Here is a 14,007-nt window from a genome sequence, read left to right as displayed (position 1 = left end):
GCCGGCTACGCAAAGCGCGCTTGAGTTCATCTGGGCACAATCGCTCGCACCCCATGCAAGCCACGCCGCACCCTCGCCCTCTGCTGATCGCGTCGGCCATTGCCTTGGCAGCGGCGGTGTCGCTCGGCCTGGCCCGCTTCTCGTACGCACTGCTCCTGCCGCCGATGCGCGCGGACCTGGGCTGGAGCTACCTCACCGCCGGCGCCATGAACACCGTCAACGCCGCGGGCTACCTCGCCGGTGCGCTGCTGATGCCTGCCGCCTTGGCGCGATTCGATGCGCGGCGCCTGATGTTGGGCGGCAGCGTGGCGGCGGCGGCCCTGCTCGCGGCGCACGGGCTCGTTCAGGGGGACGCAGCTTTGTACGCGCTGCGATTCCTGACCGGTGTGGCCAGTGCGGCCACCTTCGTCTCCGGCGGCCTCCTGGCCGCACACCTGAGCGGGGCACCGGCCGGGCTGGTGCTCGGGATCTACTACGGCGGCACGGGCGTGGGCATCGTGGCGTCGGCCCTGCTGGTGCCGCCGGTCATTGCGGCCGACATCGCGCATGCCTGGCGCGTGGCGTGGGTGGCGCTGGGGGCCGCGGCCTTGCTCGCCACGGGCATCACCGCAGCCGCGACACGCGCGCTGCATGCGGGCGGCGGCGGCCCGAGAGCACGCAGCCCCTTCGGCTGGCCGCGCTTTGCCTGCGGGCTGCTGTCCTACTTTCTGTTTGGCCTGGGCTATATCGGCTACATGACCTTCGTGGTGACGCTCCTGCGAGAGCAGCACCTGGGCAGTGGCCTCATCACGATCTTCTACGCCCTGCTCGGCCTGGGAGTGGTTGCCTCGTCGTGGCTGTGGGCCGGCCTGTTGCAGCGTTTTCGTGGCGGGCAGCCGATGGCAACGCTCAACGCGCTGCTCGCGGTGGCCACGCTGCTGCCGGTGCTGAGCGCGCACCCGGTGGCGGTGTTCGCCTCGGGCATCCTGTTCGGCTCGGTGTTCCTGTCGGTGGTGGCCTCGACCACTGCGCTGGTGCGGCACAACCTACCTGCTGCGGCGTGGTCGAGCGGCATCGCGGCGTTCACCACCGTCTTTGCGGCCGGCCAGATCGTCGGCCCGAGCCTGGTGGGCGGCTTGGCCGATGGCGCGGGCGGCCTGCGCAGCGGCCTGGCCGTGTCGGCCGCGGTGCTGGCGGCGGGTGCGTTGGTGGCCTGGTGGCAAAAGCCGCTGCCGCAAGCCACGCCAAACGGGTAAGGTCCGGGGCCATGGCCGCGACTTCCCACCCCGCCCTCGATGGCATCACCGTGCTGGAGCGCGGCTGGCTGTCATCGAACAATGTGCTGATCCATGCGCGTGGTGACGAGCGCGGCGCGGTGCTCGTCGACAGCGGCCACGTGACCCACGCTGAGCAGACCGTGGCGCTCGTGCGGCACGCGCTCGCGGGTGCGCGGCTCGATTGCATCGTCAACACGCACCTGCACTCGGACCACTGCGGCGGCAATGCGAGCCTGCAGCGCGCCTTCGGGGCACCCGTCTTCATCCCGCCCGGGCAGGCCGAGGCCGTGCGGCGCTGGGACGAGGTGGCTCTGAGCTACGAGCCCACCGGCCAGCTCTGCGAGCGCTTCAGCATCGCCGGCATCGTGGCGCCGGGTGATGCGTGGCACGCGGGCGGCCGGCGCTTCGAGGTGCTCGGCGCGCCCGGGCACGATCCCGACTCGCTGGTGTTCTTCGACGCCGCCAGCGGCCTGCTGATCTCGGCCGATGCGCTGTGGGAGAACGGCTTCGGCGTCGTCTTCCCGGAGCTCGAAGGCGAGCGCGCCTTCCACGACGTGGCCTTCGTGCTCGACCTGATCGAAGCGCTGCCGGTGCAGGTGGTGGTGCCGGGCCACGGCGCGCCATTCACCGATGTGGCGGGGGCGCTGGCGCGTGCCCGCAGGCGGCTGGATGGTTTCGTGGCTGACCCGATGAGGCATGCACGCTACGCGGCCAAGGTGCTCGTGAGCTACCACTTGCTGGAGATGAGAAGCCTCAGCACGGCCCAGCTGCGCGAGTGGGTCGACCGTACCCCGCTGTTCGCCGCCGTGTGGCGGCAGGCAGGGCAGAGCGAGTCGCCTGCTCCTGCCGAATGGGGCCTGTCGATTGCCGACGAGCTGGTTGCGGCCGGTGCTCTGCTGCGCACCGATGTAGGCTATGCCGCCTCGACATGACACCGCACCGGAAGGACCGACGACATGCTTGAACTGCTGATGGACCCGCAGGCCTGGATCGCCCTGGTCACGCTCACGCTGCTCGAACTGGTGCTGGGCATCGACAACATCGTGTTCATCTCGATCCTGGTCGACAAGCTGCCGCCCGAGCAGCGCGACCGGGCGCGTCGCATCGGGCTGTTCATGGCGATGTTCATGCGAATCGGCCTGCTGTTGGTGTTGTCGTGGATCGTCGGGCTGGTCGCGCCGCTCTTCACCGTGGGCAGCATGGACATTTCGGGGCGCGATCTGATCCTGATCGGCGGCGGGCTGTTCCTGCTCTACAAGAGCACCACCGAGATCCACCACACGATCGAAGGCGGTGGCGAAGAGGGCCTGACAACGGTGGCCAAGGCGAGCTTCGGCGCCATCATTGCGCAGATCATGGTGATCGACATCGTGTTCTCGCTCGACTCCATCATCACGGCGGTGGGCATGGTCGACGAGGTGGCGGTCATGGTGGCCGCGGTCATTCTCTCGGTGGGCATGATGATGTTGTTCGCCGGTGCGATTGGCCGCTTCGTCTCGGCGCACCCGACGATCAAGATGCTGGCGCTGTCGTTTCTCGTGGCGGTGGGTTTGCTGCTGATCGCCGAGGGCTTCGGCCAGCATGTGCCCAAGGGCTACATCTACTTCGCGATGGCGTTCTCGCTGGGGGTGGAAATGCTCAACATCCGCTTTCGCAGCAAGCGCCTCGCCGAGGCGGCACGCAAGGCCCGCGACAAGTAACAGCCCCCGGTCGGCCAGTCATCCGGGGGCCAGACCCAGAAACTCGTGCATGCGTGCGAGTTCATCGGCCAACCCGCTGCGGTAGGCCGCGCTGCGCGGCGCCTGATCCACATGGCCGATGCGATGCACAAGGCGCCCGCCGGCCACGCTCAGGTCACCCCAGCCGATCACCTGTTCGCCCCACAACAGTGGCAACGCGTAGTAGCCGAGCTTGCGTTGCGCTGCGGGAAGGTAGGCCTCGAACTTGTACGCCCAGCCCCACAGCAACTCGAAGCGGCGGCGGTCCCACACGATGGGGTCGAAGGGAGCCAGCAGGCGCACTTGGTTGTCGGGTGCGTGGCGGCGTGATGCGGGGTTCTCGTCGGCGGGCCAGTACCAGGTGGTGCCTTCGACCTGGATGCTTGCCAGATGCTCGCGCGCCAGGCGCATCGCGGCCTGCGTTTGCAGCTTGAGGTGCGGCGCGCCGTAGCCGAGCAGATAGGTGAGGTAGGTGAGGCTGCGCGCGGGAAGTGGCGCGTACTTGCGCACGATGAGTTCGATCAGCGCTGCCGCGCGCAATGTGCGCCCCGCAGGGCTGTCGTCGCCCTGCGGGTGGGTGGCGACTTCATAGATGCGCGTGCCGCCCTCGCGCCGCGCCACGCGCAGCAAGCCGCGGTAGTGCATGCCGTCGAGCAGCCTGGTGCTGGCGCTGCCCGAGCCGCCCCAGTAGTTCTTGACGCGGCCGTGGGCGAAATGCGCGTCGACCTCGCGCGGGTGCACCTGGCCGCGCTCGCGCACGAAGGCCAGTACTTCGGCGGCCTGCCGCTTGGTGGTGGGCTTCCATTTGTGCTTGACGGTGCGCGGGTGCATCAGCGCCAGGTGCTCGCGCGGTAGGAAGCCGTAGTTGACGAGGCAGTCTTCCTCGATCGCGAGCTTCGGGTAGCGCCGTTCCAGGTCGCCCGCCACATGGCCCTTCACGCGGTGGCGCAGCGTGAGGTCTTGCGCCCGCGCCGGGGCACGGATCGGGTCGGCCTGCACGAAGCCGAGTTTGTCGATCGCACGTGCGAGCGTGGTGGGTGCAAAGAGCGTGCGCGCCACGGCGTAGCGGCGCAGGTCGTCGAGAGTGATCGCGGCGGGCATGCGGCGATTCTGTTGCGCGGCACGCGCGGATGTACAGGTGTGGAGACGACGTGTCAGGAGGCTGGCAACTCCCGCCACGGATGCAGGTCAGAGCGCTGTTGAATCGCCGGTGTCGCGCACCCAGGCATCGGCCCAAGCCTGAAGCGGCCCGATGGCTTTCAGCAGTTTTGTGCCATGCGACGTGAGCCGGTAGCCGCTGCCGTCGTGGTCCACAAGATGCGTCTCGCGCAACTCCTTCAGTCGCGTGTTCAGCAGCGCCGGATTGGTCGCCGCGGCATCCTGCAGCGCGCGGAAGGTCAACGCTCCGACTCGCAGTTCCCAAATGATGCGCAGCGCGCCGCGACGGCCCAGCAAGTCGAGTGCGACCATGATCGGGCGGCCTGTGCTGGAGCCGCGCACGGGCTGTCCGGTGCGCGGCGTTGCCGATCGCGGATCGGCTGCTGACGGTGTCGGGGTTCTTGATGCTTTACTTTTCATAGCACTATATCTAGACTCAGTTGCTATCGAAAATGTAGCAAGGAGATCTCAGTGCCCCATTCGTCCAGCGTCTCTGCAGCTCGCGTCGACCCTGCCCAGCCGCCGTTCGCTGGCGAGATCCAGGCGGTGCTGGGCCGGATCATGCCGCCGGGCATGCCGCCGCTGGTGCTGTTCACAACGCTCGCGCGTGACCCGCGGCTGTTTGGCAAGTTCTTCAGCGGCAGCCTGCTTGATCGAGGTCACCTGACGCTGCGGCAGCGTGAGGTGGTCATTCATCGGGTCACCGCGGCTTGCCGCTCCGAATATGAATGGGGTGTGCACGCGCAGATCTTTGCCGGCGCAGCGGGACTCGATGCCGCGCAGCTTGTGTCGACCGTGCACGGCGTGGTGGGGGATGCGTGCTGGGGCGATGACGATCGTCTGCTCATCCGCCTGTGCGATGCCTTGCACAGCGATTGCGATGTAGACGACGCGCTATGGTCGGCACTGCGCGAGCGCTTTACCGACGAAGCGCTGCTGGAGTTGCTGATGGTCGCCGGCTTCTATCGAACCGTGAGCTACCTGACCAATGCGTTGCGCCTGCCGTTGGAGACGGGCGCGGCGCGTTTCCCGCAGGCGTGAACGGTGGGCGAGAAAAAGGGCGGCAGGTGCCGCCCTTGTTTCTTGCGTCCAGTCGCTGGTCCGCGAGAGTCTGAACCGCTGCGCGGTTGCTGGCCTTACTTAAGGCCGGCCGCCGCACGCAGCGTGGCAGCCTTGTCGGTCCGCTCCCACGAGAACTCCGGCTCCTCGCGACCGAAGTGGCCATAAGCCGCAGTCTTCTCATAGATCGGGCGCAGCAGGTCAAGCATCTGGATGATGCCCTTGGGGCGCAGGTCGAAGTGCTCTTGCACCAGCGCGGCGATCTTGTCGTCGCTGATGACGCCCGTGCCTTCGGTGTAGACCGTCACGTTCATCGGCTTGGCCACGCCAATGGCGTAGGCGACCTGGATCTGGCATTGCTTGGCCAGGCCGGCCTTGACGATGTTCTTGGCCACGTAGCGTGCGGCGTAGGCGGCCGAGCGGTCGACCTTGCTCGGGTCTTTGCCGCTGAACGCGCCACCGCCGTGCGGGCAGGCGCCGCCGTAGGTGTCGACGATGATCTTGCGGCCTGTGAGGCCGCAATCACCTTGCGGGCCGCCGATGACGAAGCGCCCGGTCGGGTTGATCAGGTACTTGGTCTCCTTCAGCCATTCCTTGGGCAGCACCGGCTTGATGATCTCTTCGATGATGGCTTCGGTGAACGAGGCCTTCATCTTGTGCGAGGTCTCGCTCTGGTCGGGGCTGTGTTGCGTGGAGAGCACGACGGTGTCGATGCTGTGGGGCTTGCCGTCCACGTAGCGCATCGTGACCTGGCTCTTGGCATCAGGGCGCAGGAAGGGCAGGCGTCCGTCTTTGCGCAGCTGAGCCTGGCGTTCGACCAGACGGTGGGCGTAGTAGATGGGCGCGGGCATCAGCTCGGGCGTCTCGTCGCAGGCGTAGCCGAACATCAGGCCCTGGTCGCCGGCGCCGATGTTGAGGTGGTCGTCGGAGGCGTGGTCGACGCCCTGGGCGATGTCGTTGGACTGCTTGTCGTAGCAGACCATCACCGCGCAGCCCTTGTAGTCGATGCCGTACTCGGTGTTGTCGTAGCCGATGCGCTTGATGGTGTCTCGTGCGACCTGGATGTAGTCGACGTGCGCGTTGGTGGTGATCTCGCCGGCCAGCACCACGAGGCCGGTGTTGGTCAGCGTCTCGGCGGCCACGCGGGAGCGCGGGTCCTGCTTGAAGATCGCATCGAGGATGGCATCCGAAATCTGGTCGGCGACCTTGTCGGGGTGGCCTTCAGAGACGGATTCGGATGTGAAAAGGAAATCGTTCGACACTCTTAAACTCCAGTAGGTTGCACAGTGCGTTGCCGGCTAAGGGAGTGAGAGCGGCGAACGCTTTAGCAGGATTTATGGGGCATTTGCCACGTAGAGCATTTGCCCGGCAGGCCCCACGGTGTGGGTTCTGCATCGCCCCGCAAGTAGTTCAGTAACTCGGCGATGGCGCGATTATAGGAAACAGATGTTGACCCTATTCAACTGGTTTGCGGGGCTGCCTTTGGGCCTTTTGCACACCCTGGGCGCTGGCCTGGGCTGGCTGACCTACTGGTTCTCGCCCACGTATCGCCGCCGCATGGCCGCCAACGCGCAGCAAGCCGGCCTCGGTGCGGCGCAATGGAAGCCCGCCATCGCCTCGGCCGGGCGCATGGTGGCCGAGTTGCCTTACCTGTGGATGCGCCCGCCCACCGAATCCATCCTGCCGCGCATGCGCTTCGAGCGGCTCGATCTGCTCGAAGCGGCCATCGAGCGCGGCAAGGGCGTGCTGCTGCTCACGCCTCATATGGGCAGCTTTGAGGTGTCGGCGCAGGCGGTGGCCGAATACTTCGCGGAGCGTTGCCCGATCACTGTGCTGTATCGCCCGGCTCGCAAGCCGTGGTTGCGCGATCTTGTGCGCACCTCGCGCGAGCGGCCCCATCTCTTTGCCGCGCCGGCCACGCTCGCGGGTGTGCGGCAGATGATCCGTGCGCTGCGCCGCGGCCAGATGGTGGGCCTGCTGCCCGACCAGGTGCCGCCCGAAGGCATGGGCGTGTGGGCGCCGTTTTTCGGCCGTCCCGCCTACACGATGACGCTCGCCGCGCGCCTGGTGCAGCAGACCGACGCGACCCTGCTGGTGGCCTGGGCCGAGCGGCTGCCGCGAGGCGATGGCTACGTGCTGCGCTTCTTCCCCTTCGAAGAAGCGCTGCCCATGGACGACGCGGCAGAATCCGCCCGGCGGATCAACCAGGCCATGGAGCGGCTGATCCTGCAGTGCCCGCAGCAATATCTCTGGGGTTATCACCGCTACAAGGCGCCGCGCCAGCAAGAGGCGGCTGCCGACGCTGCGCAACAGGAGTGAATGGTTTGGCCGAAACGTGGGGGGCTCGTCTTCTTCTGGGTGTGATGTGGCTGCTGCATCTGCTGCCTCTGCCCGTGCTGGCTGCACTAGGCCGCGGCCTGGGGGTCGTGCTGTACCCATTGGCGTCGGGGCGTCGCAAGGTGGCGCTGCGCAATCTGGAGCTGTGCTTTCCTGAGAAGTCGGAAGAAGAACGCCAGCGCATCGCGCGCGAATGCTTCAAGTGGCTCGGCCGCAGCTTCCTGGAGCGCAGCCTGCTCTGGTTTGCCTCGGCCGAGCGGCTCAAGCGCTACATCCAGGTCGAAGGCGATGTGAAGCTCGCCGAGTACAGCACGAAGCCGGTGATGTGGCTGGTGCCGCACTTCATGGCGCTCGATGTGGCCGGCGTGGCCGTGCTGCTGTTCCAGAACCAGTACGCCTGCTCGATGTACCAGGCCCAGAGCAACCCGGTGATGGACGACATCATCCGCAAAGGGCGCCTGCGTTTCGGCGACAAGGCCGAGATCTTCCCGCGCAGCGACAAGGCCCTGCCGCTGATCCGCGCCATCCGCAAAGGCCACGCCTTCTTCAACCTGCCCGACATGGATTTCGGCGAGCGCGATTCCGCCTTCGTGCCCTTCTTCAACGTGCCGGCCGCCACACTGCTGGCCCCATCACGCATGGCCAAAGCGCTCGGCATGGTGATCCAGCCGGTCGTGGCAGAGATGCTGCCGGGCGGGCAGGGCTACCGCGTGCGCTTTGGCGACCCCTTCGAGGGCTACCCGACGGACGATGCCGTGGCCGACACCGCCGCCATGAACCGCTGGATCGAGGCCGAGATCCGCCGCAACCCGGCGCAGTACCTGTGGGTGCACAAGCGCTTCAAGACACGCCCGGCGGGCGAGGCGGGGTTTTACTGAGCGTTGGGTCTGCGGTGTGGGGCTTCGATTCGTCCTTGGCGCGCACCCTGCCCTGAGGCATCGAAGAGTCAGCCTGAACGGGCGGAGAGTGTTCGTCCATCACCAACCGCTCAGGCTGAGGTATCGAAGCCCCGCGCTCATCTCGGCAAGCTGACCCGAGCCTCCAGCCCCCCCTGTGGCAGATTGCACAAGCGCAGTTCCCCACCCAGCGCCTGCGTCAGCCGCAGCGCAATGCTCAAGCCCAACCCGGTACCGCCCGTTTCGCGGTTGCGTGAAGGCTCTCCGCGCACGAAGGGCTGCAGCACCGCCTCCAGCCGATCCGCCGGGATGCCCGGGCCGGCATCTCGCACGGTGATCTGCACGGCCTGCGCATCACTCTCCAGCAGCACCTCGGCCTCGCCGGCGAACTTGATCGCGTTGTCGAGCAGGTTGCCGACGATGCGGCGCAAGGCCTGTGGCCGCGTGACAAAGGGCGATGCCAGCTGCCCGCTCAGCCGCGTACGCTGGCCGGCGTCGGTGGCCTCGCACACCAGGCTGTCGAGCAGTGCATGGAGGTCCACCGCGCGGGGTGCTTCTTCCGCTGCGTGCGCGCTGCGCGCGTACGCCAGCCCCTCGCCCACCAGCGACTGCATCGCCGCCAGATCGGCCAGCAGCTTGTCGCGCGTGTCACCGTCGGGCAGCAGCTCGGCGCGCAGGCGCATGCGGGTGAGCGGTGTCTGCAGGTCGTGCGAGATCGCTGCCAGCGTGTGCACGCGTTCACCGATGTGCTCGGCGATGCGCTGCTGCATCGCGTTGAAGGCCTGGGCGGCGCGCAGCACCTCATGCGGGCCGCGCTCGGGCAGGGCGCGGGTGGCGCCATGGCCGAGCGCATCGGCGGCCTCGGCCAGGCGAGTCAGCGGCCGCGTGGCCAGGCGCACCGCCGCCCAGGCGGCAAGCGCGAGTGTGGCGAGCTGCGCGCACAGCAACCACAGCGTGCCGCGCGACACGCCGCCCTGCGGCGGATTGAGGCTCAGCGTGAGCGGCGAGCCATCGGACAGGCGCAGCGGCAGTTGCCACTGGCTCGCGGCGAGAGTCATCGCGCCCACGCGTGCCGCCCCCAGCTCGGCCGCGATGGCGCCGGAGAGCCTGCGTGGCAGCTCGGCTTCGAGCGGCGCCGCGCTTGCGGCCTCGGCCAGCGCGTAGCGGTAGCTTTGCCGTTCGAGGCGCGGCAGCCATTGCGCGCGCTCGGCTGCGGGGACGCGATCGAGGATGGCGACGGAGGCTGCCACGTCGCGGCCGAAATACGCCGCCATCATGCTCTGCGCCAGGTCGCCGCGCTCGCGCAGGATGGCGAGGTAGGTGAGGGCATGCGCGATCAGCAGCGCGCTGATCAGGATCAGCGCCACGCGCCCGAACAGCGAGCCCGGCAGCAGCTTCATGTCAGGCCCTCGGCCCGGCGCTCGGCTCGAATCACGGCGCAGCCTCGCGCGACTCGACATCCGCGCAGAACACATAGCCCTCGTTGCGCACCGTCTTGATGTAGCGCGATTCGCGCGAGTCGTCGCGCAGCCTTTGGCGCAACCGGCTGATCAGGAGATCGATCGAGCGGTCGAACGGATCGGCGTCACGCCCTTGCGTGAGGTTGAGCAACTGGTCGCGGTTGAGCACGCGCTGCGGGTGATCGAGCAGCACGCGCAGCAGGCGGTACTCGCCGCCGGTGAGCGACACCATCGTGCCCTGCGCATCGACCAGATGGCGCGCGGTGGTGTCGAGCTGCCAATCACCGAAGGCCAGCGCACGCGCCTGCGCCACGGTCTGCAAGGCCGGCGGCAGCATGCGGGTGCGGCGCAACACGGCCTTCACGCGCGCCAGCAACTCGCGCGCCGCGAAGGGCTTGCCGAGGTAGTCGTCGGCGCCCATCTCCAGGCCCAGCACGCGGTCGGCCTCGTCGCTGCGCGCGGTGAGCATCAGGACCGGGATGTGCGCCGCGCCACGGCTGCGCAGGTCGCGGCACAGCGCGAGGCCGTCTTCGCCCGGGAGCATCAGGTCGAGCACGATCAGGTCGATGCGGTTCGCGGCCAGCACCGCGCGCATCTGCGTGCCGTTCTCGGCGCTGCTGATGCGAAAGCCGGCCTGCTGCAGGTACTCGCGCAGCAGCGCCAGCAGCTGGCGGTCATCGTCGACGAGCAGCAGGTGGTCGGGCGAGTCCATGGGGCGTGACCTTACTGGCATTCGGCGCCACCCAAGGCGCGGGTTTGTATCGCTCCTTGTCTGGCGCGTGACCCGAAACACATGGCCCACACGCCGACATGCGCCACACACCAGCGCGGCTTGCAATGCGGGCTCCTCAACCGACCGGAGACCCACCATGCCGAGACGACTTTCCATCGCCGTTTGCGCCGCCGTTTGCGCCGCACTGCTGAGCACCGCGGCCGCAGCGCAACCTGCCGCACCCTACGGCCCGAGCGACCCGCGCGGCCGCTGGATCACCGCCAGCGGCAACCTCGAGATCGAGATCGCGCCCTGTGGCGATGCCCTGTGCGGCACCGTCACCAAGGTGCTGGCCAACAACTCCATGAGCCGCGACGGCCAGCCGATGACCCCCGCCGACTCGCGCCCTGCGCTCGGCATGAAGATCCTCATCGACCTGCTGCCCGATGCGGGCAACACGCCACCCACCACCTGGCGTGGCCAGATCTACAACCGCGAGAACGCCAAGACCTACAGCGCCAAAGTGGAGGTGTCGGCTCCGCCGAACGCGCAGAGCGAGTTGCACGTGCGCGGCTACGTCGGCCTGCCGCTCTTCGGGCAGACGCAGCGCTGGCTGCGCGCGCCGGGTTGATGGCCATGCTGCAACTCGCCCTGGCCGGCGCCGCCGGCGTGGCCACCGTGGCCAGCCCCTGCGTGCTGCCGATGCTGCCGCTGCTGTTGGGCGCATCGGTAGGCGGCAAGGCCTCGCGCAGCCGCCCCCTCTTCATCGTGCTCGGCTTCGTGCTGGCCTTCTCGGCCACGGCCTTGCTGTTCGGCTCGTCGGTGCGTGTGCTCGGCATCTCGCAATACGTGCAGCGCACCGGGGCGATCGGGGTGCTGTGGATGTTCGGCGCACTGCTGCTGTGGCCGGCGCTGTTCGAGCGTGTGATGGCGCCCTTTGCCGGGCTCACCGGCTGGGCCGCGCAGCGCGGCATGGCCTGGGGCGGCTTCGGCCTCGGCCTCACGCTCGGCCTGCTGTGGACGCCCTGCGCCGGCCCGGTGCTCGCGAGCATCCTCGCGCTGATCGCGGCCGAATCCGACACCGCGCAGGCCGCCGCGCTCCTGCTCGCCTACAGCCTGGGCAGCGCGCTGCCGATGCTCGCCATTGCCTACGGCGGCCAGGCCGTGCTGCTGCGCACACGCTCGCTGGCGCGGCACGCCGGGCGCATCCGGCAGGCCTTCGGCGTGATGGTGATCGCGGTGGCCTCGGCCATGCACTGGGGCTGGGACACCACAGCCTCGGCGTGGCTGGCCGATGCCGTGGCCTCGCCTGCCACGCCGCGGCACGAAGACAAGCGCGTCCCTGAAGCGGCGCCCGAGTTCATCGGCATCACCACCTGGCTCAACTCTCCGCCGCTCACGATGGCCAGCCTGCGCGGCAAGGTGGTGCTGGTCGACTTCTGGACCTACGACTGCGTCAACTGCATTCGAACCCTGCCGCACCTCGCGCGCTGGCACGAGCGCTATGCGGCACAGGGCTTGGTGATCGTGGGCGTGCACACGCCGGAGTTTTCTTTCGAGCGCGAAACGGCCAATGTGCAGGCCGCCACCCGCCGCCACGGCATCCGCTACCCGGTGGCGCAGGACAACGCGTACCGCACCTGGTCGGCTTACCGAAACGAGTACTGGCCGGCGGTGTACCTGGTCGACCGCGAGGGGCGTGTGTGTTCAGGCACGTCGGTGATGCAGATCAAGAAACCGTGGAGCGGCAGATCCAGGAGGTGCTGCGGCGATAGGTCCGGCGCTGGGCCGCCCCAAGCAGGACGGCGCCCCTTGGGGGCAGGAGCGGAGCGACTGGGGGGCGATAATCCGCCGTATGAGATTGCGCTTCACCAAGATGCAGGGCGCCGGCAACGACTTCGTCGTGCTCGACGCCACGCAGGCCCCGATTGATTTGACGCCCGAGCAGTACCGCCTGCTGGGAGACCGCCGCTTCGGTGTCGGGGCCGACCAGATCCTGGTGGTGGAGAAGAGCCGCACGCCGGGCGTCGATTTCCGCTACCGCATCTTCAACGGCGGCAATGGCGACGAGGTGGAGCAGTGCGGCAACGGCGCACGCTGCTTTGTGCGCTTCGTGCACGACAAGAAGCTCACCGACAAGCAGGTGGTCCGTGTCGACACCATGAACACCCAGCTCGAGCTGCGCCAGCAGGCCGATGGCCGCGTGACGGTCGACATGGGCGCGCCTGTCTTCGAGTTGGCGCGCGTGCCCTTCGACGCCGGTGGCATGCAATCGCGCAACCAGGGCGATTTCGAGTTGTGGCCGCTCGACGTGGGCGATGGGGTCGTCAACGAAGTGGCCGTGCTGTCCATGGGCAACCCGCATGCGGTGCAGGTGGTGGTCGATGTCGACCACGCGCCGGTCGAAACGCATGGCCCGCTGATCGAGCACGACCCGCACTTCCCGCGCCAGGTCAACGCCGGCTTCATGCAGATCGTGAGCCGCGGCCACATCCGCCTGCGCGTCTTCGAGCGCGGAGCCGGCGAGACGCTCGCCTGCGGCACCGGTGCGTGCGCCGCGGTGGTGGCCGGCATCCGCCTGGGCCTGCTCGACAGCAAGGTCGATGTGGATGCACGTGGTGGCCGTCTCAGCATCGAATGGCAAGGCAAAGACAGCCACGTGCTGATGACCGGCCCCGCCGAAACCGTCTACGAAGGAGAAATCGACATATGAGAGGCGAGCTGTGACTATCCAAGGCATCACCGAGCAAGACATCGCCAACTACCTGGCCAACACGCCGGGATTCTTCGAGCGCCATGCCGAGTTGCTGGCCTCCATCCAGATCGTGAGCCCGCATGGGCAGCGCGCCGTGTCGCTGCAAGAGCGGCAGATGGAAATGCTGCGCGACAAGCACAAGGGCCTGGAGCAGCGCATCGTCGAGATGATCCGCCACGGTCAGGAGAACGTGGCCATCGCCGACAAGCTGCACAAGTGGACGCGCGCCATCATGCTCACCACCAACCCGGGTGACCTGCCGCAGGTGCTGGTGAACGAGCTGATGCATCAGTTCATGATCCCGCAGGCGGCCATTCGTGTGTGGGGCGCGGCCGAAGCCTTCAGCATGCTGGGCTTTGCCAAACCAGTGGGCGAAGATGCTCGCACCTTCGCATCGAGCCTCAGCCTGCCTTACTGTGGGGTCAATGCCGGCTTCGAGGCGGCTTCCTGGCTCCAGGACCCCCGCCTGGTGGCCTCGATGGCGCTCATCCCGCTGCGCAGCGGCGGTGAATCGACCGATGCCTTCGGCCTGCTGGTGCTGGCGTCGCCCGACCCGACTCGCTTCAGCGCCGACATGGGCACCGAGTTCCTGTCGCGCATCGGCGAGATCGCAAGCGCCGGCTTGGCGCGCCTGCTGCCGGTCAAGTAAGGCCCTG

General features: G+C 68.0%; 15 protein-coding genes. 10 read left to right on the top strand and 5 right to left on the bottom strand.

Features of this window, described 5'->3' with window-relative positions:
• The first annotated feature begins 53 nt into the window (after window positions 1-53).
• Genes AC1KAR_RS14990 through AC1KAR_RS14980 form a run of 3 tightly spaced genes read left to right on the top strand, consistent with a single transcriptional unit; the run spans window position 54 to window position 2,956 of the window.
• On the top strand, window positions 54-1,235 hold the full coding sequence (locus AC1KAR_RS14990) for a YbfB/YjiJ family MFS transporter (protein WP_480319055.1): 1,182 nt from the start codon (window positions 54-56) through the stop codon (window positions 1,233-1,235).
• An 11-nt stretch (window positions 1,236-1,246) separates the two neighbouring features.
• Window positions 1,247-2,188, top strand: coding sequence for an MBL fold metallo-hydrolase (locus AC1KAR_RS14985; RefSeq protein ID WP_480319053.1), 942 nt, complete (start codon window positions 1,247-1,249; stop codon window positions 2,186-2,188).
• A 24-nt stretch (window positions 2,189-2,212) separates the two neighbouring features.
• The gene (locus AC1KAR_RS14980; RefSeq protein ID WP_480319051.1) at window positions 2,213-2,956 is read left to right on the top strand and encodes a TerC family protein; all 744 of its coding nucleotides are present in this window, start codon (window positions 2,213-2,215) and stop codon (window positions 2,954-2,956) included.
• An 18-nt stretch (window positions 2,957-2,974) separates the two neighbouring features.
• Here the strand turns inward: AC1KAR_RS14980 and AC1KAR_RS14975 are convergent, their stop codons facing one another.
• A complete protein-coding gene (locus AC1KAR_RS14975; RefSeq protein WP_480319049.1) occupies window positions 2,975-4,075 on the bottom strand; it encodes a DNA glycosylase AlkZ-like family protein in 1,101 nt (366 codons plus the stop codon).
• A gap of 87 nt (window positions 4,076-4,162) precedes the next feature.
• Window positions 4,163-4,444, bottom strand: a complete 282-nt coding sequence (locus AC1KAR_RS14970) for a winged helix-turn-helix transcriptional regulator (RefSeq protein WP_480319047.1) — start codon at window positions 4,442-4,444, stop codon at window positions 4,163-4,165.
• Between the two features lie 159 nt (window positions 4,445-4,603).
• Here AC1KAR_RS14970 and AC1KAR_RS14965 point away from each other — a divergent pair, with 159 nt between their 5' ends.
• Window positions 4,604-5,173: a carboxymuconolactone decarboxylase family protein gene (locus tag AC1KAR_RS14965; protein ID WP_480319045.1), complete on the top strand. Its 570-nt coding sequence runs from the start codon at window positions 4,604-4,606 to the stop codon at window positions 5,171-5,173.
• 95 nt (window positions 5,174-5,268) lie between these two features.
• Here AC1KAR_RS14965 and metK read toward each other — a convergent pair whose 3' ends face one another.
• Entirely contained in the window at window positions 5,269-6,453 is a 1,185-nt protein-coding gene (metK, locus tag AC1KAR_RS14960; protein ID WP_480319043.1) for a methionine adenosyltransferase, read from the bottom strand.
• Between the two features lie 184 nt (window positions 6,454-6,637).
• On the opposite strand from metK, the gene AC1KAR_RS14955 reads away from it, so the two are divergent.
• Window positions 6,638-7,510, top strand: a complete 873-nt coding sequence (locus tag AC1KAR_RS14955; protein ID WP_480319041.1) for a lysophospholipid acyltransferase family protein — start codon at window positions 6,638-6,640, stop codon at window positions 7,508-7,510.
• On the top strand, window positions 7,507-8,406 hold the full coding sequence (locus AC1KAR_RS14950) for an LpxL/LpxP family acyltransferase (RefSeq protein WP_480319039.1): 900 nt from the start codon (window positions 7,507-7,509) through the stop codon (window positions 8,404-8,406). The genes AC1KAR_RS14955 and AC1KAR_RS14950 overlap by 4 nt, the downstream gene beginning before the upstream one ends.
• Before the next feature lie 137 nt (window positions 8,407-8,543).
• Here the strand turns inward: AC1KAR_RS14950 and AC1KAR_RS14945 are convergent, their stop codons facing one another.
• Window positions 8,544-9,824, bottom strand: a complete 1,281-nt coding sequence (locus AC1KAR_RS14945; protein ID WP_480319037.1) for an ATP-binding protein — start codon at window positions 9,822-9,824, stop codon at window positions 8,544-8,546.
• A 31-nt stretch (window positions 9,825-9,855) separates the two neighbouring features.
• Window positions 9,856-10,596 (bottom strand): response regulator, encoded by a 741-nt coding sequence (locus AC1KAR_RS14940; protein ID WP_480319035.1) that lies wholly within the window; start codon window positions 10,594-10,596, stop codon window positions 9,856-9,858.
• Window positions 10,597-10,753: 157 nt separating this feature from the next.
• Here AC1KAR_RS14940 and AC1KAR_RS14935 point away from each other — a divergent pair, with 157 nt between their 5' ends.
• From AC1KAR_RS14935 to AC1KAR_RS14920, 4 genes are read left to right on the top strand one after another with little or no spacing between them, the layout of a single operon-like run.
• Window positions 10,754-11,227, top strand: coding sequence for a DUF2147 domain-containing protein (locus tag AC1KAR_RS14935; RefSeq protein WP_480319033.1), 474 nt, complete (start codon window positions 10,754-10,756; stop codon window positions 11,225-11,227).
• A 5-nt stretch (window positions 11,228-11,232) separates the two neighbouring features.
• On the top strand, window positions 11,233-12,528 hold the full coding sequence (locus AC1KAR_RS14930) for a cytochrome c biogenesis protein DipZ (RefSeq protein ID WP_480319031.1): 1,296 nt from the start codon (window positions 11,233-11,235) through the stop codon (window positions 12,526-12,528).
• On the top strand, window positions 12,452-13,309 hold the full coding sequence (dapF, locus tag AC1KAR_RS14925) for a diaminopimelate epimerase (protein WP_480319029.1): 858 nt from the start codon (window positions 12,452-12,454) through the stop codon (window positions 13,307-13,309). The genes AC1KAR_RS14930 and dapF overlap by 77 nt, the downstream gene beginning before the upstream one ends.
• 10 nt (window positions 13,310-13,319) lie before the next feature.
• On the top strand, window positions 13,320-14,000 hold the full coding sequence (locus tag AC1KAR_RS14920) for a DUF484 family protein (RefSeq protein ID WP_480319027.1): 681 nt from the start codon (window positions 13,320-13,322) through the stop codon (window positions 13,998-14,000).
• The last annotated feature ends 7 nt before the right edge of the window (window positions 14,001-14,007 follow it).

Source organism: Piscinibacter sp. PDB1-1 (assembly GCF_056675995.1).
This window is presented reverse-complemented; position numbering and strand designations above follow the sequence as displayed.